The sequence below is a fragment of the Neisseria sp. HMSC067H09 genome, assembly GCF_001814135.1.
Classification (GTDB): Bacteria; Pseudomonadota; Gammaproteobacteria; order Burkholderiales; family Neisseriaceae; genus Neisseria.
Window position 1 is genome coordinate 19,254 of record NZ_KV814937.1, and the last position, 16,682, is coordinate 35,935.

Annotated in this window: 21 protein-coding genes; 1 reads left to right on the forward strand and 20 read right to left on the reverse strand. The window is 48.0% G+C overall.

All coding sequences use genetic code 11. The annotated features are described in order from the left end of the window. Positions 1 to 7: 7 nt before the first annotated feature. The 20 genes from rplF to HMPREF2954_RS09080 form a co-directional block, all read right to left on the reverse strand. A complete protein-coding gene (rplF, locus tag HMPREF2954_RS08985) occupies positions 8 to 541 on the reverse strand; it encodes a 50S ribosomal protein L6 (protein WP_045075351.1) in 534 nt (177 codons plus the stop codon). Between the two features lie 13 nt (positions 542 to 554). Beyond that, a complete protein-coding gene (rpsH, locus tag HMPREF2954_RS08990; protein ID WP_003759723.1) occupies positions 555 to 947 on the reverse strand; it encodes a 30S ribosomal protein S8 in 393 nt (130 codons plus the stop codon). A 14-nt stretch (positions 948 to 961) separates the two neighbouring features. After that, positions 962 to 1,267 (reverse strand): 30S ribosomal protein S14, encoded by a 306-nt coding sequence (gene rpsN / locus HMPREF2954_RS08995; RefSeq protein WP_003684736.1) that lies wholly within the window; start codon positions 1,265 to 1,267, stop codon positions 962 to 964. Between the two features lie 2 nt (positions 1,268 to 1,269). Then, the gene (gene rplE, locus HMPREF2954_RS09000) at positions 1,270 to 1,809 is read right to left on the reverse strand and encodes a 50S ribosomal protein L5 (protein WP_003759725.1); all 540 of its coding nucleotides are present in this window, start codon (positions 1,807 to 1,809) and stop codon (positions 1,270 to 1,272) included. A 9-nt stretch (positions 1,810 to 1,818) separates the two neighbouring features. After that, positions 1,819 to 2,142, reverse strand: a complete 324-nt coding sequence (gene rplX / locus HMPREF2954_RS09005) for a 50S ribosomal protein L24 (protein WP_045075347.1) — start codon at positions 2,140 to 2,142, stop codon at positions 1,819 to 1,821. A gap of 11 nt (positions 2,143 to 2,153) precedes the next feature. Continuing rightward, positions 2,154 to 2,522 carry a 50S ribosomal protein L14 gene (rplN, locus tag HMPREF2954_RS09010; RefSeq protein WP_002215434.1) on the reverse strand — a complete coding sequence of 123 codons (369 nt, stop codon included), beginning with the start codon at positions 2,520 to 2,522 and terminating at the stop codon, positions 2,154 to 2,156. Positions 2,523 to 2,747: 225 nt separating this feature from the next. Next, positions 2,748 to 3,011 (reverse strand): 30S ribosomal protein S17, encoded by a 264-nt coding sequence (gene rpsQ / locus HMPREF2954_RS09015; RefSeq protein ID WP_003707145.1) that lies wholly within the window; start codon positions 3,009 to 3,011, stop codon positions 2,748 to 2,750. Then, complete coding sequence (gene rpmC / locus HMPREF2954_RS09020; RefSeq protein ID WP_003675882.1) at positions 3,011 to 3,202, reverse strand: 50S ribosomal protein L29; 192 nt, start codon at positions 3,200 to 3,202, stop codon at positions 3,011 to 3,013. Before rpmC ends, rpsQ begins: the two co-directional genes overlap by 1 nt. Beyond that, positions 3,202 to 3,618, reverse strand: coding sequence for a 50S ribosomal protein L16 (rplP, locus tag HMPREF2954_RS09025; RefSeq protein WP_003675880.1), 417 nt, complete (start codon positions 3,616 to 3,618; stop codon positions 3,202 to 3,204). Before rplP ends, rpmC begins: the two co-directional genes overlap by 1 nt. Continuing rightward, positions 3,602 to 4,297, reverse strand: coding sequence for a 30S ribosomal protein S3 (gene rpsC / locus HMPREF2954_RS09030; RefSeq protein ID WP_003675878.1), 696 nt, complete (start codon positions 4,295 to 4,297; stop codon positions 3,602 to 3,604). The genes rplP and rpsC overlap by 17 nt, the downstream gene beginning before the upstream one ends. A gap of 9 nt (positions 4,298 to 4,306) precedes the next feature. Further along, positions 4,307 to 4,636, reverse strand: coding sequence for a 50S ribosomal protein L22 (gene rplV, locus HMPREF2954_RS09035; protein WP_003675877.1), 330 nt, complete (start codon positions 4,634 to 4,636; stop codon positions 4,307 to 4,309). 8 nt (positions 4,637 to 4,644) lie between these two features. Continuing rightward, complete coding sequence (gene rpsS, locus HMPREF2954_RS09040) at positions 4,645 to 4,923, reverse strand: 30S ribosomal protein S19 (RefSeq protein WP_002215422.1); 279 nt, start codon at positions 4,921 to 4,923, stop codon at positions 4,645 to 4,647. Between the two features lie 5 nt (positions 4,924 to 4,928). Next, on the reverse strand, positions 4,929 to 5,762 hold the full coding sequence (gene rplB / locus HMPREF2954_RS09045) for a 50S ribosomal protein L2 (protein WP_003742892.1): 834 nt from the start codon (positions 5,760 to 5,762) through the stop codon (positions 4,929 to 4,931). Positions 5,763 to 5,767: 5 nt separating this feature from the next. Beyond that, a complete protein-coding gene (gene rplW, locus HMPREF2954_RS09050) occupies positions 5,768 to 6,082 on the reverse strand; it encodes a 50S ribosomal protein L23 (protein ID WP_002231529.1) in 315 nt (104 codons plus the stop codon). Continuing rightward, positions 6,079 to 6,699, reverse strand: a complete 621-nt coding sequence (rplD, locus tag HMPREF2954_RS09055) for a 50S ribosomal protein L4 (RefSeq protein ID WP_002218573.1) — start codon at positions 6,697 to 6,699, stop codon at positions 6,079 to 6,081. Before rplD ends, rplW begins: the two co-directional genes overlap by 4 nt. After that, complete coding sequence (gene rplC / locus HMPREF2954_RS09060) at positions 6,699 to 7,343, reverse strand: 50S ribosomal protein L3 (protein ID WP_003675875.1); 645 nt, start codon at positions 7,341 to 7,343, stop codon at positions 6,699 to 6,701. Before rplC ends, rplD begins: the two co-directional genes overlap by 1 nt. 313 nt (positions 7,344 to 7,656) lie before the next feature. Continuing rightward, a complete protein-coding gene (locus tag HMPREF2954_RS09065; protein ID WP_045075338.1) occupies positions 7,657 to 8,904 on the reverse strand; it encodes an AmpG family muropeptide MFS transporter in 1,248 nt (415 codons plus the stop codon). A gap of 169 nt (positions 8,905 to 9,073) precedes the next feature. Further along, positions 9,074 to 10,288, reverse strand: a complete 1,215-nt coding sequence (locus HMPREF2954_RS09070; RefSeq protein ID WP_045075336.1) for an MFS transporter — start codon at positions 10,286 to 10,288, stop codon at positions 9,074 to 9,076. A gap of 302 nt (positions 10,289 to 10,590) precedes the next feature. Further along, the gene (locus tag HMPREF2954_RS09075) at positions 10,591 to 11,061 is read right to left on the reverse strand and encodes a DUF3304 domain-containing protein (RefSeq protein WP_060975700.1); all 471 of its coding nucleotides are present in this window, start codon (positions 11,059 to 11,061) and stop codon (positions 10,591 to 10,593) included. 740 nt (positions 11,062 to 11,801) lie between these two features. After that, positions 11,802 to 14,843, reverse strand: coding sequence for an Rne/Rng family ribonuclease (locus tag HMPREF2954_RS09080; protein WP_197067799.1), 3,042 nt, complete (start codon positions 14,841 to 14,843; stop codon positions 11,802 to 11,804). A gap of 567 nt (positions 14,844 to 15,410) precedes the next feature. On the opposite strand from HMPREF2954_RS09080, the gene HMPREF2954_RS09085 reads away from it, so the two are divergent. Then, the gene (locus HMPREF2954_RS09085) at positions 15,411 to 16,409 is read left to right on the forward strand and encodes an RluA family pseudouridine synthase (RefSeq protein WP_003767132.1); all 999 of its coding nucleotides are present in this window, start codon (positions 15,411 to 15,413) and stop codon (positions 16,407 to 16,409) included. The last annotated feature ends 273 nt before the right edge of the window (positions 16,410 to 16,682 follow it).

Here is a 16,682-nt window from a genome sequence, read left to right on the forward strand (position 1 = left end):
ACCTCAATTATTTTTTCTTGGCTTCTTTCATCACTACCACTTCACCTACATAACGAACACCCTTACCTTTATAAGGCTCAGGAGAACGGAATGCACGAATTTCAGCAGCGACTTGACCAACCACTTGTTTATCTGCACCAGTCAAAATGATCTCTGTTTGGCTAGGAGTTTGAACAGAAACACCTTCAGGCATTTCATATACGATTGGATGAGAAAAACCTAAAGACAAATTCAAAACTTTGCCTTGAGCTTGAGCACGATAACCCACACCAATCAATTGTAGTTTTTTCTCAAAACCTTCTGAAACACCTTTAACCATATTATTAACTAATGCACGAGCAGTACCTGACATAGCATTTGCCTGCTTACTGTCATTTTTTGCAGCAAAAGTTAATTTACCATCGTTTAATTCAATGGCGACATCAGAATGCAAAGGAAAGGACAACTCGCCATTCTTACCCTTGATAACCAATGCTTCTGTTCCAAATTTTACTTCTACACCAGCAGGAACAGTCACTGGGTTTTTTGCGACACGTGACATTTACTTTTCTCCACTAGGCTACGATGCACAACAACTCACCACCGACGCCCTCAGAGCGAGCCTTGCGGTCAGTCATCACACCTTTAGAAGTACTAACAATAGCGATACCCAATCCATTCATAACATTAGGAATTTCGCTAGAAGCTTTGTAAATACGCAAACCTGGACGTGAAACACGTTTAATTTGCTCAATCACAGGACGGCCTGCATAATATTTCAATTGAATTTCCAATACCGGCTTCGCATCAGCAGAAACCGAAAAATCCTCGATATAACCTTCCTCTTTCAAGACTTTTGCAATTGCACACTTTAATTTAGAGGAAGGCATGGCAACTGCTACCTTATTGGCACGTTGCGCATTACGAATACGAGTCAACATATCGGAAATAGGATCATGCATACTCATTATTAATACTCCTATTACCAGCTAGCTTTAACAACACCGGGAATCTCGCCACGCATAGCGATTTCACGGATTTTAATACGACCCAAACCGAATTTACGGAAAGTACCACGAGGACGACCTGTCAAAGCACAACGACGGCGTTGACGTACAGGAGCTGCATTACGCGGAATGGATTGGAATTTCAGACGAGCTTCAAAACGCTCCTCTTCAGTTGCATTCGCATCATTAATAACAGCAAAAATTGCCTCACGTTTAGCTGCAAACTTTTTCGCCAAAGCTTGACGTTTCAGTTCACGATTAATAAGTGCTTTCTTAGCCATGATTATCCTTTAAACGGAAACTTGAACAGTGACAATAAAGCTTTAGCTTCCTCATCAGTTTTTGCAGTAGTTGTAATAGTAATATTCAAACCACGCAAAGCATCAATTTTATCGTATTCAATTTCCGGGAAAATGATTTGCTCGCGAACACCCATGTTGTAATTACCACGACCATCAAATGATTTGCCACTTACACCACGGAAGTCACGTACACGAGGTAATGCAATAGTAATCAAACGATCCAAGAATTCAAACATTTGATCACGGCGTAATGTTACTTTGCAACCGACAGGATAATTATCGCGAATCTTAAAACCTGCGATAGATTTACGAGCAACAGTAACGACTGGTTTTTGACCAGCAATTTTCTCTAAGTCAGATACCGCGTGCTCCATAACTTTTTTATCAGCAACGGCTTCTCCAACACCCATATTTAAAGTAATTTTTTCAATACGGGGAACTTCCATTACTGACTTGTAACCAAATTGTTTAATCAATTCAGGAACAACTGTATCTTTATAAAACTCTCTCAAACGAGCCATGTTATCTCCTTATGCTCCAATAACAGAGCCATTTGATTTGAAGAAACGAACGCGCTTAACTTTGCCTTCATTCTCAATCAGTTTAATACCAACACGGTCTGCTTTATTAGTTTCCGGATTCAGGATTGCGACATTAGAAATATCCAACGGCATTTCTTTAGAAACAATACCACCCTCAATACCACGCATTGGATTAGGTTTTTGGTGACGTTTTACGACGTTAATACCTTCAACAACAACTTTACCACCCAATACGCGAACTACTTGACCTTGCTTACCTTTATCCTTACCAGTGATCACAACAACTTGGTCACCTTTAATGATTTTATTCATCGCGCTATTCCTTATAATACTTCAGGCGCCAATGAAACGATTTTCATAAATCGCTCAGTACGCAACTCGCGGGTTACTGGACCAAAAATACGAGTACCCAGAGGTTCAAGTTTATTGTTTAACAACACTGCAGCGTTGTTATCAAATTTAATCAACGCACCATCAGGACGACGCACACCTTTAGCAGTACGAACAACAACCGCATTGTACACATCACCTTTTTTAACACGACCACGTGGGGCCGCATCTTTAACTGCGACTTTAATAATATCGCCAACAGAAGCGTAGCGACGCTTAGATCCGCCCAATACCTTGATACACATCACACGACGCGCACCAGAGTTATCAGCCACATCTAAGATGGTCTGCATTTGAATCATATTAGTACCTTTAAATTAACCAACTTAATTTACCATTTTCATATAACTCGCCCACTTATTTCAATTGAGCTAACTAAATGAAACCATCACGGTTCTAGTAAACCAGTCTTGGATCCCGAGGGGAAGAAACTTCCAGAAGAAACTGAAAGATAAGAAACGAAGTTTACACGCAAATTCACTTTGGCGCAACACTTCGTTTCTTATTAAAGCTAACTGTCTTAAATTTTAAACAGTACGTGCTTTCTCAACCAGTTCTTTAACAACCCAAGATTTGGTTTTTGACAGTGGACGAGATTCCGCAATTACTACAACATCGCCAATTCCATATTGATTATTTTCATCATGGGCATGGATTTTAGTTGATAAACGGATAATTTTACCGTACAGAGGATGTTTTACTTTACGCTCAACCAATACTGTCACAGTTTTGTCCATTTTGTCGCTTACCACTTTGCCTTGCAAAGTACGAACATTTTTATTTTCGCTCATTACTTAGCACCTTTTTCAGTTAAAATGGTTTTAATACGAGCAATATCGCGACGTACACGTTTTAATTCGCTTGGCTTACCCAATTGACCAGTTGCGTTTTGCATACGTAAGCCAAACTGAGCTTTCAACAAGTCCAACAAATCTGCATTTAATTGCTCAATAGATTTGTCTTTCAATTCATTTGCTTTCATTATTGACCTACCTGTCTTACTACAAAGGTCGTAGGAATAGGCAATTTGGCAGCAGCCAATTCAAATGCTTCACGAGCCAAAGCCTCTGGAACACCGTCCATCTCATACAACACTTTGCCTGGTTTGATTTCGGCAATGTAATATTCCACGTTACCTTTACCGCCACCCATACGAACTTGAATAGGTTTTTCAGTAATTGGTTTATCAGGGAATACACGAATCCAAATACGACCACCACGTTTAATGTGGCGAGTCATTGTACGACGAGCAGCTTCGATTTGGCGGGCAGTCAAACGACCGCGACCAACGGCTTTCAAACCGAACTCACCGAAACTTACTTTGTTACCGCGGGTAGCAATACCAGTATTGCGACCTTTTTGTTGCTTGCGGTATTTCAGTCTAGTTGGCTGCAGCATTACGTCCACCTGCCTTTCTTTGTTTCTTTTCATGCTCAGGTTTAGCTGAAGTCTTTACATTACCTTCAGTATAGACCCAAACTTTCAGACCCAGCACGCCATAAGTAGTATGAGCTTCGCTAGTTGCATAATCTACGTTTGCGCGCAAAGTATGCAGAGGTACTCGACCTTCACGATACCATTCGCTACGAGCAATATCTGCACCATTCAGACGACCTGAGGTCATAATCTTGATACCTTTTGCTCCTGAACGCATAGCATTTTGCATAGCGCGTTTCATAGCACGGCGGAATTGAACGCGTTTTTCCAATTGCTGAGCAATACCATCAGCAATAATTTGTGCATCCAATTCAGGTTTACGGATTTCTTCGATATTCACATGAACAGGCACGCCCATCAAGGCTTGCAAATCACGTTTCAGAACTTCGATATCCTCACCTTTTTTACCAATTACTACGCCCGGACGGGCAGAGTGGATGGTAATGCGTGCAGATTTTGCAGGACGTTCAATAACTACGCGACCAACAGAAGCATTCGCCAATTTTTTACGCAGGTAGTTACGAACATCAATGTCTTGTTTCAAAACAGCAGAAAAGTCGGTGCTTTTAGCAAACCATTTTGAAGCCCAGTCTTTAGTTACCGCCAGGCGAAAGCCTGTAGGGTTAATCTTTTGTCCCATAGCTTTTCCTTAGTTGCCCACTGTCACATTGATATGACAAGTTTGTTTTTCAATGCGGTTACCGCGACCTTTGGCACGAGCTTGGAAACGTTTCAAGCTTGGACCTTTGTCAACAAAGATAGTGACCACTTTCAACTCATCAATGTCGGCACCGTTATTGTGCTCGGCATTAGCAATAGCTGATTCCAATACTTTCTTAATTAACTCAGCACCTTTTTTAGGACTGAAAGTCAAAATATTCAAAGCTTGGGCAACGTCTTTACCGCGAATCAAATCAGCTACCAAACGAGCTTTTTGAGCTGAAATACGGGCATTTTTATGTTGTGCATTTACTCTCATGATTCACCTTATTTCTTTTTAGCCTTTTTATCAGCCAAGTGGCCTTTAAAGGTACGGGTCAATGAGAATTCGCCTAATTTATGACCAACCATGTTATCGCTGATAAACACGGGCACATGGGTGCGGCCGTTGTGTACAGCAATGGTCAGACCGATAAAATCAGGCAGAATGGTAGAACGACGAGACCAAGTTTTAATCGGGCGCTTGTCGTTGCTTGCACGAGCAGCATCTACTTTTTTCAGCAAATGCAGGTCTACATATGGGCCTTTTTTCAATGAACGAGCCATACTAATTAACCTTTATTTGAGTAACGACGACGAACAATCATGTTATCCGTGCGTTTGTTATTACGAGTGCGGTAGCCTTTAGCAGGAGTACCCCATGGGCTAACCGGTTCGCGAGCTTCACCGGTACGACCTTCACCACCACCATGCGGGTGATCGACAGGGTTCATGACAACACCACGAACGGTCGGACGAATACCGCGCCAACGATTGGCACCGGCTTTACCGATTTTTTTCAGGCTTTGCTCTTCGTTACCGACTTCACCGATGGTTGCACGGCAATCTACGTTGATTTTACGAACTTCGCCAGAGCGCAGACGGACTTGAGCGTATGCGCCTTCTTTAGCCAGCAATACCGCAGAAGCACCGGCAGAACGTGCAATTTGAGCACCTTTGCCAGGTTTCATTTCGATACAGTGGATAGTTGTACCAACGGGGATGTTGCGGATCGGCAGGGTGTTACCTACTTTGATGGCAGCTTCAGCACCGGAAACCAATACAGCACCGGCTTGAATACCGCGAGGAGCGATGATGTAGCGACGCTCACCGTCTGCATAGCACAACAGTGCAATGAAGGCAGTACGGTTAGGATCGTATTCAATACGCTCTACTTTTGCAGGGATACCGTCTTTGTTACGTTTAAAGTCTACAACACGGTAATGGTGTTTATGACCGCCGCCTTTGTGACGGGTGGTGATATGACCATTATTGTTACGACCGGCAGTAGAATTTTTCTTTTCGAGCAAAGGTGCATAAGGCGCACCTTTGTGCAAACCTTCTGTTACCACGCGAACCATGCCGCGACGGCCTGCAGAAGTTGGCTTCATTTTAACAATTGCCATTTTGTTTATTCCTTATCTGCAGCTGCAGCAGCGGCTTCCAAATCCAACTCTTGACCGGCAGCCAAGCTTACATAAGCTTTTTTAACATCGCTGCGGCGGCCCAAAGTACGACCAAAACGCTTAGTTTTACCTTTAGTAGTAACGGTAGTTACAGAAGCAACTTGAACACCGAACAGCAGCTCAACAGCAGCTTTGATTTCAGGTTTGGTTGCATTTGCCAAAACTTTAAACGTCATTTGGTTGCGTTTTTCAGCCAATACGTTGCTTTTTTCAGAAACGATAGGTGCCAAAATCACTTGAGTCAAACGTTGTTGATTCATACCCATTGCTCCTCTAATTGTGCAACTGCATCTTTAGTGATGATTACTTTTTTGTAACGCAGCAAGCTGTAAGGATCAACTTGTTGAGCTTCCAAAACCAACACGTTTGGCAAGTTGCGTGAAGCCAAGTAAACATTCTCATCGAGCTGTTTGGTTACAAACAGCACTTGCTCCAGACCCAGATTTTTCACTTGCTCAGCAAAAACTTTGGTTTTAGGAGTTTCAGCAGTCAACGCTTCGATCGCAAACAAACGCTCGTCACGAGCCAATTGGGACAGGATAGTCGCCATACCGGCACGGTACATTTTACGGTTTACTTTTTGAGTAAAGTTTTCGTCGGGTTTGTTCGGGAACGCACGACCACCTTTACGCCACAGCGGAGAAGAAGTCATACCGGAACGGGCACGGCCGGTACCTTTTTGGCGCCATGGTTTTTTGGTCGAGTGTTTTACTTCGGCACGGGTTTTTTGAGCACGGTTACCAGAGCGGGCGTTTGCCAAGTAGGCATTTACCAGCTGATGAACCAACGCTTCATTGTATTCGCGAGCGAACAAAGCATCAGAAACAGACAGACTGCCTGAAACTTGTCCTTTAGCGTCAATTACTTTCAATTCCATTACGCACCTACTTTCACGCTAGGACGAACTACAACATCGCTGTTGACCGCACCCGGAACAGCACCCTTAACCAACAACAGTTGGCGTTCTGCATCAACACGGACAACTTCCAGTTTTTGGACAGTTGCTTTAGTGTTACCGTATTGACCGGCCATGCGTTTACCGGGGAACACGCGACCTGGGTCTTGCGCCATACCGATAGAACCTGGAACACGGTGAGAACGGGAGTTACCGTGGGAAGTACGTTGGGCACCGAAGTTATGACGTTTGATCGTACCGGAGAAACCTTTACCTTTAGAGGTGCCGGTTACATCGACCAGTTGACCGACTTCAAACATAGAAACGGTGATTTCGTCACCGGCTTTCAATTCAGCCAGTTTTTCTTCAGTCAAAGCAAACTCGATCAAACCGCGACCGGCTTCAACACCTGCTTTTGCAAAGTGTCCGGCTTCGGCTTTATTGACACGGTTAGCTTTTTTCTGACCAAAGGTAACTTGAACGGCAGTATAGCCGTCAGCATCTTTGGATTTTACTTGTGTAACGCGGTTGGCAGACATATCCAAAACGGTTACCGGAACAGAAACACCCTGTTCGTCGAACACGCGGGTCATACCAACTTTGCGTCCAACCAGACCTAAAGTCATGATTATTTTCCTTTTAAAGTAAAGGGGCGGGCTACGATTGGCCTGCCTTCGGACAATGATAAAACTTGGTACAAATGCACCAAGTCCGCCATTATAATCGACAAATCAAGCAAATACCAATATTTTTTTAACACAGGGGCTTACTCGTGCTTTTTATCTCTATAAATCTATATTTCGCCGTCTATATATCCGAGGGAAGCGGTGTGTTGTTTACACACAAATCACCTTCCATATTTAACAAAAGGCCGTCTGAAAACCACAATCAATGGTTTTCAGACGACCTTTTATCCTACCGATACATTCAAACAACGGTCTATTTCGCTTTATCTCCGTTCCAAGGTGCAACTTTAAACAGCAACAACATGCCTGGAATCCCCAATATGAAACACAGCCAGAAGAAATTGACGTAGCCCATCGCTTCAATCAGAAACCCTGCTGTCGCATTCATAAACGTACGCGGTACGGCGGATAGGCTGGACAGCAGCGCAAACTGCGTGGCGGTAAATGCGGTATTGGTTTGTTGCGCCATATACGACACAAATGCCACCGTACCCAGGCCTACACCAACTGCCTCGGCAGCAATGACGACTGCCAACATGGTTCGTTCCGATGCACCCACATGCTCGAAATGTCCGAAACTTGCCAGCCACGCAAAACCTAAAATCGTCACCCATTGCACCAAACCAAACAGCCACAATGCACGGTTCACGCCTAATTTGTTTACCCAAATACCGCCGATAATTCCGAAAATCACCGCCGGCCACAATCCCGCGTTTTTCGCAATCAGTCCGATGTCGGTCTTGGAGAAACCCATATCGATATAAAACGGTGTTGCCAAGGCGGTTGCCATGCTGTCACCCAGTTTATACAGCAAGATAAACGCCAAAATAATCAGTGCCTGTTTAACGCTTTGACGGGTAAAGAAATCGCGGAACGGTTCGATAACGGTATCTTTAAACCCTTTTGCACCGACGGGTTGACGGGCCGGTTCTTGCGCTACGAATAAAGTGGCCAGCAACCCTAGAACCATGAACAGCGCAGTAATAATGAAGACGGACGACCAAGGCATCCTGTCGGCCAAAATCAAACTCAATGAAGCCGGAATCAGCGAGGAAATACGATAGGCATTTACATACAGCGAGTTACCCAAAACCAACTCTTCATCGGATAACACTTCTCGGCGGAAAGCATCGACCACGATATCCTGACTGGCAGAAAAAAACGCCACTACCAAAGACAGTCCCAAAATAATGGACAAATGTTCTTGCGGGCGGACAAACGCATAGGCAACCAAAAGCAACAAAAGCGCGATCTGCATCACCAACATCCAACCGCGCCGCAAACCTAAAAACGGCAAGCGTACAGAGTCCATGAGCGGAGACCAGATAAATTTCCAAGTGTAGGGAAAACCGATCAGGGCAAACAGGCCAATGGTTTTCAAATCAACATGTTCGCTGCGCAGCCACGCCGGAATCAGGCTGTATAAGAAATAAAGCGGCAGCCCCGATGTGAAGCCCGTAAAAATACAAATCAGCATATTGCGCGAAAAAATCCGCTGCATCGTGCTTGGTTGTGAAGCAGTCATAATGGATGAGCAACATCAAAAAGAAAGGCGCATTGTAACAAATCCTGTTCAAACAAACTTTAAACTATGCATAATAATCAAAAAGGTCGTCTGAAAACCCGAAATCCGATTTTCAGACGACCTGTCTTGGTTGCGTCGCAGCGGTTTACGCCGCTTTCTTTTCGCGTATCGGCAGGTTCAGCAAAGCCGCCGCCCCCGCCAACACCGCGTCGGCATACCACATCCAGCCGTAATCGTTGAACCGGTAAATCACGATGCCACCGATATACGAGCCTAAAAAGCCGCCGATTTGGTGGCTCAACATCGTCAGCCCGAACAGCGTCGCCAGATAGCGCGTGCCGAACAGTTTGCCCGTAATCGCAGCGGTCGGGGCGACGGTAGCGAGCCAAGTGAAGCCCAGCGCGGCGGCGAAAATGTAGAAATTGACGTCGGTTCTCGGGGCGGCAAGGTATATCAGCACCATCGCCACACGCGAGGCGTAGAGTCCGAACAAAACATATTTGCCCAAAAACCGCCCCGTACACCAGCCCGAAAAAATGCAGCCCGCAATGTTCGCCAAGCCGATAATCGCAATCGAAGTCGAAGCGACCGAAGCGGGCAGGCCGCAGAGCGCGATTTCGTTGGGCAGGTGGGTTACCAAAAACGCGATGTGGAAACCGCAGGTAAAAAAGCCCAAGTGCAGCAGGATGTAGCTGCGGTCTTTAAACGCCGCTTTGACTGCCTGCCCCAGCGATTGCCCGTTTTCAGACGACGTGTGGTGCGTGGCGACAGCGTTTTTGCCGCCCGCCAGCCACCACGAAATCGGCAGGATTAAAAGCGCAATCCCGCCCCAAACATAAAACGTCCCCGTCCAGCCGACGGCGGGCAACACCAGCAAACCCTGCACCAGCGGCGCAAACAGAAACTGCCCCGCCGAACCGCCCGCGTTGACCAGCCCCGAAGCCAAACCGCGTTTGTGCGGCGGCACTTTCGCCGCGACCTGCCCCATGATGATGGAGAAACCGCCCGCGCCCGTTCCGAATGCAAAAAGCAGCCCGATTGCCAGCATCAGCCCCCAATAAGTCGGCATCTGCGGCACCATCAGGCAGGCACAAACCAACAGCAACGCGCCGCCGCCCAAAACCTTAAACGCGCCGAAGCGGTCGGCAAGCGCGCCGGAAAGCGGCTGGGACACGCCCCACATCAACTGGAAAACGGCAATAATCAGGCTGAACTCTTGGATACTCAGCTCGGTAGAGTCGACAACGGGGCGGACAAACAGTCCCAAAGTCATGCGCATGCCGATGGTAATCAGCAGGATGGCGGCGGCAGCGGCGGTCACCAGCCAAAGGTCGGGGGATTTTTGCTGTGTGTGGGTCATGGTTATTGTTTGTTTCTATTGGAAAATGCCGTTCAATCAAACGGCAGAATGACGGATTTTAACAAACGGGCTGACGCAGGCTAAATAACTCCTGATGCTTTGGATATAGCCAAAATCTTTATCCGCACCGTTTTTCAATTTTTTTCTATCCGCAAGGCAGAGAATGGGAGACAGGCAGCAACGCGGTGTGTTAAAAACAGCAAAGGTCGTCTGAAAACCTAAAATCCGATTTCAGACGGCCTTTGTTCAAATAAATAGCAATTTATTTATTAAGAAATTAATTATACAGACTTATCATTTTTTCATTTTTCATAAGCATCTTGTTCAGCACGAATATGCTCATAATATGCATTCATAGGGTGCTTGGGATGCATTCGTGAATATCCTGTGACAAAAACTCTAACCTTATGCTCAGGTAGAATATGTGCCTGTATATAAGCTTCACTATCCCCAACATATTCAATAGGAACTTCCATATTTATATGTTCCCATTTATCTGGTTCTTCTCTTAGAAGAATCAATGTTACAGGAACTGGTTTATCAACCTTAATAGATACACAACAAACAACTGCTCCGCCTCCATTATATGGCAATGCATCCATTATAACTTTATTATCCTCCTCTCCTAACATTACCGTAGCAGCCTCTCTCGTATAACTATATACTTCCATTGAATAAGTTTTAGTCAAAGGCTTATTATAATATAAACTAATCACCAGGATAGATACTATACAAACCGCTATAATTAGCAATTCTTTAGTTTTTTGCTGCATTTAAGATCATCCTTCTTTGACTTAACAAGCTGAATCTATAATTACTTAATATAAATTTAAAATATTCTTTATTTTAAAATACTTTCTATATCATTTTTATTAAAAATTCAAGGAATATTCCCTCTAACTTCATTATTATCAAAAATAGTAGGAGTATACCCGATAAACTTCTTAATAAAAAAACAAATTATTCATATAATCTTCTATCTTTCTGCAAGAATCATTCCAAGCAATATATTTATATGCTCATATTTTTTAGTAGCAAGGGGGAAGTACATTTTCAATTTTCAATTTTCTATTTTTACTTAATTTAGTATATATTCACTTCCACTTCACTTAGATTGAATAAATTATCAAATCGGGACTTTTCAACCACAAAAAATTATTCTTATAATAAAACAGAAGATTACCACAAAACCTAATGCAAAGTTCAGTGTGTGCTTTATCAATAAAGAATTCATTTTATTCCCTGATTCACTGAGCGACCACCAGATTTAACAGGCAAAACCCACGCTACGGCTTGACTAAAATCCCTCTGAAAAATTGAAACTTGGATTGCAGTCTGCTTAGACGTAACGGTGCGGGTGTTTTTGATTAACTATATTGAAAAAAGATTAGGAAACACAGACGAGATAACAGGCACACAAAACAGACAAAGGTCGTCTGAAACCGTAAATCTGGTTTCAGACGACCTTTTTGTCGATTCGGGCATCTTAAACGATGCCTTCTTCTTTCAGCCTTTAGTCTTTGCGCGTTTCCACCAAGACCATTTCGGTGGCGACGACGGGTTCGGCTTCAACTTTCGGCACGTCGGCGCGGCGCAGGCCGGATTCGGGTTCGGGCTGCACCTGTTCGGCAAAGGCGGCGACGGCTTCGGGATTGGTTTCGACGAACACCAAACCGCCTAAGTCGGGCATCGCGGCAACGGCAGGGACAGTTTCTTCCGGCTCGGTCACTTCCGCTTGGCCTGCTTCCGGCGCAGTTTGCGGTTCGGATTCTGCTGCTTGGGCGGCGGCGGCGGCCGCTGCTGCTGCTGCTGCTGCGGCAAGGGCTTCGATGGCGGCGGCGGCCTCGCGTTCGGCTTTCCAAACGACCAGCTCTTCCTCCATTTCGGCGACGGCTTCGGCTTCACCTTCGGCAGGGACGGCGGTCATCGGTTGGTAGCCGTCTTCGGTTTCGATGGCAAACACGGAGGTCGGGGTTTCTTCAACGCTGCCGATGGCGGAGTCGATGATGCTGCATTCGTCGTCGGTGCTGTCTTCGATCAGGATGCCGCTGTCCGCTTCTTCGCCTTCGATGGAGAACACGAAGGCTTCTTCAGTGGCCGCAACGGGTTCGGAAACGACGACAACCAAAGGCTCGGCACTATCCTCGGGAGCGGGGATGGTTACGGCAAACGGTTCTTCTTCGACAGGCTCGCCCATGACGTGCGCGGCGGCGAAGCGGACTTTGTCGGCGGTATCGTGAATATTCAGGTACTGCTCGATTTTGGCGGCAGACGGAATATTGCGTTTTTTACCGTTTTGACGGCGGTCGCGCTGATTGTTGCGTTCGCGGCGGTCACGTTGGTTGTTGCGCTCGCGTTGGCGGCGTTCGTTGCCTTTCGGTGCATCGTTATCGGCGGTTTGCACGCCCTCTTCCGCTACGCTGTCCACTGCTTCGGACAAGGTTTCTTCCGCGCGGATTTCCGCTTGTTCGCGGTTGCGTTCGTTGCGGTTGTTGTTGCGGCGGCGTTTGCTGCCTTGCGCCTGTTCGACCGAACGGGATTCGTTTTCAGACGACGTTGCGGCGGCAAGTGCTTGGACTTCGAGGTTTTCGGCTTCCGCGGCGGCGTTGCGCTCGTTTTGGCGGTTGCGGCTGCGGCGGTTGTCTTTGGCGTTGCGGTTTTCGTTTTCCACTGCCTGATTGTCCGCTGCTTTGTCTTTGAAGTCCGTCACTTCGCGCACTTCTACCTTGCTGCCGTCGTGCCTATTGTTGCGGCGCGGGTTTTGGCGGCGGTTGTTTGCGCGGCGGTTGCCGGAATTGCCGTTGCGGTTGTTGCCGTTTGAAGTGCGTTTTTCTGCCACTTCGGCAACAGGCGCGGGTTCGGCTGCGGTATTGCCGCCGAAAATGCGTTTGAGCCATGCTTTGAAGGTATCCCACCATGAACCGCTTTTCTGCTCGGATACGGTCGGGGCAGGCTGGGTATGGCGCACGCCTTTGACGGCGGGTTCGGGACGGGCGGCTTTGGCTCTTTCGCTGCCGAAAGGTTTGGCGGATTCGTCTTCTTCCGGCTCGGCAACGCGTTTGTAGCTCGGTTCGCCGTCTTCTTCTACGTCGTCGATGCGGATGCGGTTGATTTCGTAGTGCGGGTTTTCCAAATGGATATTCGGAATCAGGACGACGTTGACGTCCAAACGCTCTTCCATCGCAAACAGCTCAGCGCGTTTTTCGTTCAGCAGGAAGGTGGCGACATCGACGGGTACTTGCGCATGCACTTCGCCGGTATTGTCTTTCATCGCTTCTTCTTGAATGATGCGCAAAACGTGCAGGGCGGTCGATTCGATACCGCGGATGACGCCGGTACCGGCGCAGCGCGGGCAGGCGACGTGGCTGCTTTCGCCCAAAGCGGGTTTCAGTCGTTGGCGGCTCAATTCCAAGAGGCCGAAGCGGGAGAGTTTGCCCATTTGCACGCGGGCGCGGTCTTTTTTGAGCGCGTCGCGCAGGACGTTTTCAACATCGCGCTGGTGCTTGGGGTTTTCCATGTCGATGAAGTCGATGACGACCAAACCGCCCAAGTCGCGTAGGCGCATTTGGCGGGCGACTTCTTCGGCGGCTTCCATATTGGTTTTGAACGCGGTGTCTTCGATGTCCGCGCCGCGTGTCGCGCGGGCGGAGTTGACGTCGATGGAAACCAGGGCTTCGGTGTGGTCGATCACAATCGCGCCGCCGGAAGGCAGGCTGACGCTGCGGGCAAACGCGCTTTCGATTTGGTGTTCGATTTGGAAGCGTGAGAACAGCGGCGTGTGGTCTTCATAGAGTTTCAGACGACCTACGTTGCTCGGCATGACGTAGCTCATAAACTCGGCAACTTGGTCATAAACCTCTTGATTGTCCACCAGAATTTCGCCGATGTCGGGACGGAAATAGTCGCGGATGGCACGGATGAGCAGCGAGCTTTCCATGAAGAGGAGGTAGGGTTCGTGGTGCGCCTTGCCGGCTTCTTCGATGGCCTGCCAAAGCTGTTTGAGGTAGTTCAAATCCCATTCCAACTCTTCCGCGCTGCGGCCGATACCGGCGGTGCGGGCGATGATGCTCATGCCGTTCGGAATGTCGAGTTCTGCCATAGCGGCTTTGAGTTCTTGGCGCTCTTCGCCTTCGATACGGCGGGATACGCCGCCGCCGCGCGGGTTGTTGGGCATCAATACCAGATAGCGTCCGGCCAGGCTGATGAAGGTGGTCAGCGCCGCGCCTTTGTTGCCGCGTTCGTCTTTTTCGACTTGGACGATGACTTCCATGCCTTCTTTGAGCACGTCTTGAATGCGCGCCCTGCCGCCTTCGTAATCTTGGAAATACGAACGCGATACTTCCTTAAACGGCAAAAAGCCGTGGCGGTCGGTTCCGTAATCTACGAAACACGCTTCCAGCGACGGCTCGATGCGGGTGATGATACCCTTATAAATATTACCTTTGCGCTGCTCTTTACCCAGCGTTTCGATGTCCAAATCCAAAAGGTTTTGCCCATCGACAATGGCAACGCGCAGCTCTTCGGCCTGCGTTGCATTGAACAACATTCTTTTCATAATCATTACCTCGCACAGGCGGGCAGCCTTTTCAGACGACCTGCCTGCTCTTTGTCAGACACTCTGCGAGGCGGGCGGGATTGGGCATAGCCCGCGCCCCTTTTCGGCGCGGAATGCAGAAACCCGGATGAGCAATCAGTTTTTGAATTGAAGTCCGCAAGGTTGCACGCCGCCCAAAACAATGCGGCCGTGTGCGGAAGGATACGGATAAAGAAGGCAATAAAGAACAATGCGGCGGAACACTCCGTCCGCCGCCGAAGTCCGGACGGTACAGGCCCGGCTTAGAAAACAGGTAGCCGACATCTTCTTATTATCGTTATGCCGGAAGTTTCGAACGGTGCGGCGCGGCAGGTTTGTCAAACACCCGTCCCTCGTCTTATGCCCGGTCAAATCGGCAAAATCAAATCAAACTTAATTACGCTCCTGCGTTTACGGGCTTTGGCATAAACGCAGGGAAAATGCTTTGCAGAGTGCGTTTTTAATATAAAATCTCGTTTTAACAATACCATCCGTCCCATACGGCCTGTTTGTACAGGTTTCTGCCGAAACGGATGTTCGGGATTATAGATGAAAACGCACGCAATAAGCAAAGATTCAGTCAGCCTGATTACCGTCGCCGAACACGAAGCCGGACAACGCCTTGACAACTATCTGATAAAAATCCTCAAAGGCGTACCCAAAAGCCATATCCACCGCATTATCCGCGCCGGCGAAGTGCGCCTGAACAAAAAACGCTGCAAGCCCGACAGCCGCATCCAAACAGGCGACCTGCTCCGCATCCCGCCCGTGCGCACCGCCGAAAAACAAAGGTCGTCTGAAAACCGCGCCCAAGCCGTACCCGCGCGCGAATTTACCATCATCTACGAAGACGACGCATTACTCGTCATCGACAAACCCGCAGGCACCGCCGTCCACGGCGGCAGCGGCGTGAGCTTCGGCGTCATCGAACAAATCCGCCGCGCCCGCCCCGATGCCCGCTATCTCGAACTCGTCCACCGCCTCGACAAAGACACCAGCGGCCTCTTGATGATCGCCAAAAAACGCAGCGCGCTCGTCAAACTGCACGAAGCCATCCGCAACGACCACCCCAAAAAAATCTACCTTGCGCTGGGCGTAGGCAAACTGCCGAACGACAGCTTCCACGTCAAACTGCCCCTGTTCAAATACACCGGCGCACAAGGCGAAAAAATGGTGCGCGTCAGCGAAGACGGACAATCCGCGCACACCATCTTCCGCGTGCTCAACCGCTTTTCAGACGACCTCCTCCACCAAGTCGGCCTCTCACACCTCACCCTCGTGCAAGCCACCCTGAAAACCGGACGCACCCACCAAATCCGCGTCCACCTCCAATCCCAGCAATGCCCCATCGCCGGCGACGAACGCTACGGCGACTACCAAGCCAACAAACGCCTCCAGAAACTCGGTTTGAAACGGATGTTCCTGCATGCCGCCGAGCTGCACCTCGACCACCCTCTGACAGGCGAAAAACTCATCTTAAAAGCCCCGCTGCCGCAAGATTTGGCACAATTCGTCCTGATGCTGGAAAACGCAGGGAAGGTCGTCTGAAACTTGTAGCGTGGGCTTTGCCCGCGACATGAGTGCAAAAACAACGGACGGATTCGGATTGCCAAACCACAAGTTTCGCGGGCATAGCCCACGCTACAACTCGCTCAAAAAATTAAATACCAACCGCTCCTCGAAAACACCCAAAGGTCATCTGAAACCCGTAGCGTGAGCTTTGCCCACGACATGAATGTAAAAACGACGGACGGATTCGGATTGCCAGACCACAAATTTCGCGGGCGTAGCCCACGCTACAACTCGCTCAAAAAATTAAAT

Bases quoted from the DNA above. Each gene is read 5' to 3' on its own strand.
- rplF (WP_045075351.1), bottom strand. From the start codon at position 541: ATGTCACGTGTCGCAAAAAACCCAGTGACTGTTCCTGCTGGTGTAGAA.
- rpsH (WP_003759723.1), bottom strand. From the start codon at position 947: ATGAGTATGCATGATCCTATTTCCGATATGTTGACTCGTATTCGTAAT.
- rpsN (WP_003684736.1), bottom strand. From the start codon at position 1,267: ATGGCTAAGAAAGCACTTATTAATCGTGAACTGAAACGTCAAGCTTTG.
- rplE (WP_003759725.1), bottom strand. From the start codon at position 1,809: ATGGCTCGTTTGAGAGAGTTTTATAAAGATACAGTTGTTCCTGAATTG.
- rplX (WP_045075347.1), bottom strand. From the start codon at position 2,142: ATGAATAAAATCATTAAAGGTGACCAAGTTGTTGTGATCACTGGTAAG.
- rplN (WP_002215434.1), bottom strand. From the start codon at position 2,522: ATGATTCAAATGCAGACCATCTTAGATGTGGCTGATAACTCTGGTGCG.
- rpsQ (WP_003707145.1), bottom strand. From the start codon at position 3,011: ATGAGCGAAAATAAAAATGTTCGTACTTTGCAAGGCAAAGTGGTAAGC.
- rpmC (WP_003675882.1), bottom strand. From the start codon at position 3,202: ATGAAAGCAAATGAATTGAAAGACAAATCTATTGAGCAATTAAATGCA.
- rplP (WP_003675880.1), bottom strand. From the start codon at position 3,618: ATGCTGCAGCCAACTAGACTGAAATACCGCAAGCAACAAAAAGGTCGC.
- rpsC (WP_003675878.1), bottom strand. From the start codon at position 4,297: ATGGGACAAAAGATTAACCCTACAGGCTTTCGCCTGGCGGTAACTAAA.
- rplV (WP_003675877.1), bottom strand. From the start codon at position 4,636: ATGAGAGTAAATGCACAACATAAAAATGCCCGTATTTCAGCTCAAAAA.
- rpsS (WP_002215422.1), bottom strand. From the start codon at position 4,923: ATGGCTCGTTCATTGAAAAAAGGCCCATATGTAGACCTGCATTTGCTG.
- rplB (WP_003742892.1), bottom strand. From the start codon at position 5,762: ATGGCAATTGTTAAAATGAAGCCAACTTCTGCAGGCCGTCGCGGCATG.
- rplW (WP_002231529.1), bottom strand. From the start codon at position 6,082: ATGAATCAACAACGTTTGACTCAAGTGATTTTGGCACCTATCGTTTCT.
- rplD (WP_002218573.1), bottom strand. From the start codon at position 6,699: ATGGAATTGAAAGTAATTGACGCTAAAGGACAAGTTTCAGGCAGTCTG.
- rplC (WP_003675875.1), bottom strand. From the start codon at position 7,343: ATGACTTTAGGTCTGGTTGGACGCAAAGTTGGTATGACCCGCGTGTTC.
- HMPREF2954_RS09065 (WP_045075338.1), bottom strand. From the start codon at position 8,904: ATGCAGCGGATTTTTTCGCGCAATATGCTGATTTGTATTTTTACGGGC.
- HMPREF2954_RS09070 (WP_045075336.1), bottom strand. From the start codon at position 10,288: ATGACCCACACACAGCAAAAATCCCCCGACCTTTGGCTGGTGACCGCC.
- HMPREF2954_RS09075 (WP_060975700.1), bottom strand. From the start codon at position 11,061: ATGCAGCAAAAAACTAAAGAATTGCTAATTATAGCGGTTTGTATAGTA.
- HMPREF2954_RS09080 (WP_197067799.1), bottom strand. From the start codon at position 14,843: ATGAAAAGAATGTTGTTCAATGCAACGCAGGCCGAAGAGCTGCGCGTT.
- HMPREF2954_RS09085 (WP_003767132.1), top strand. From the start codon at position 15,411: ATGAAAACGCACGCAATAAGCAAAGATTCAGTCAGCCTGATTACCGTC.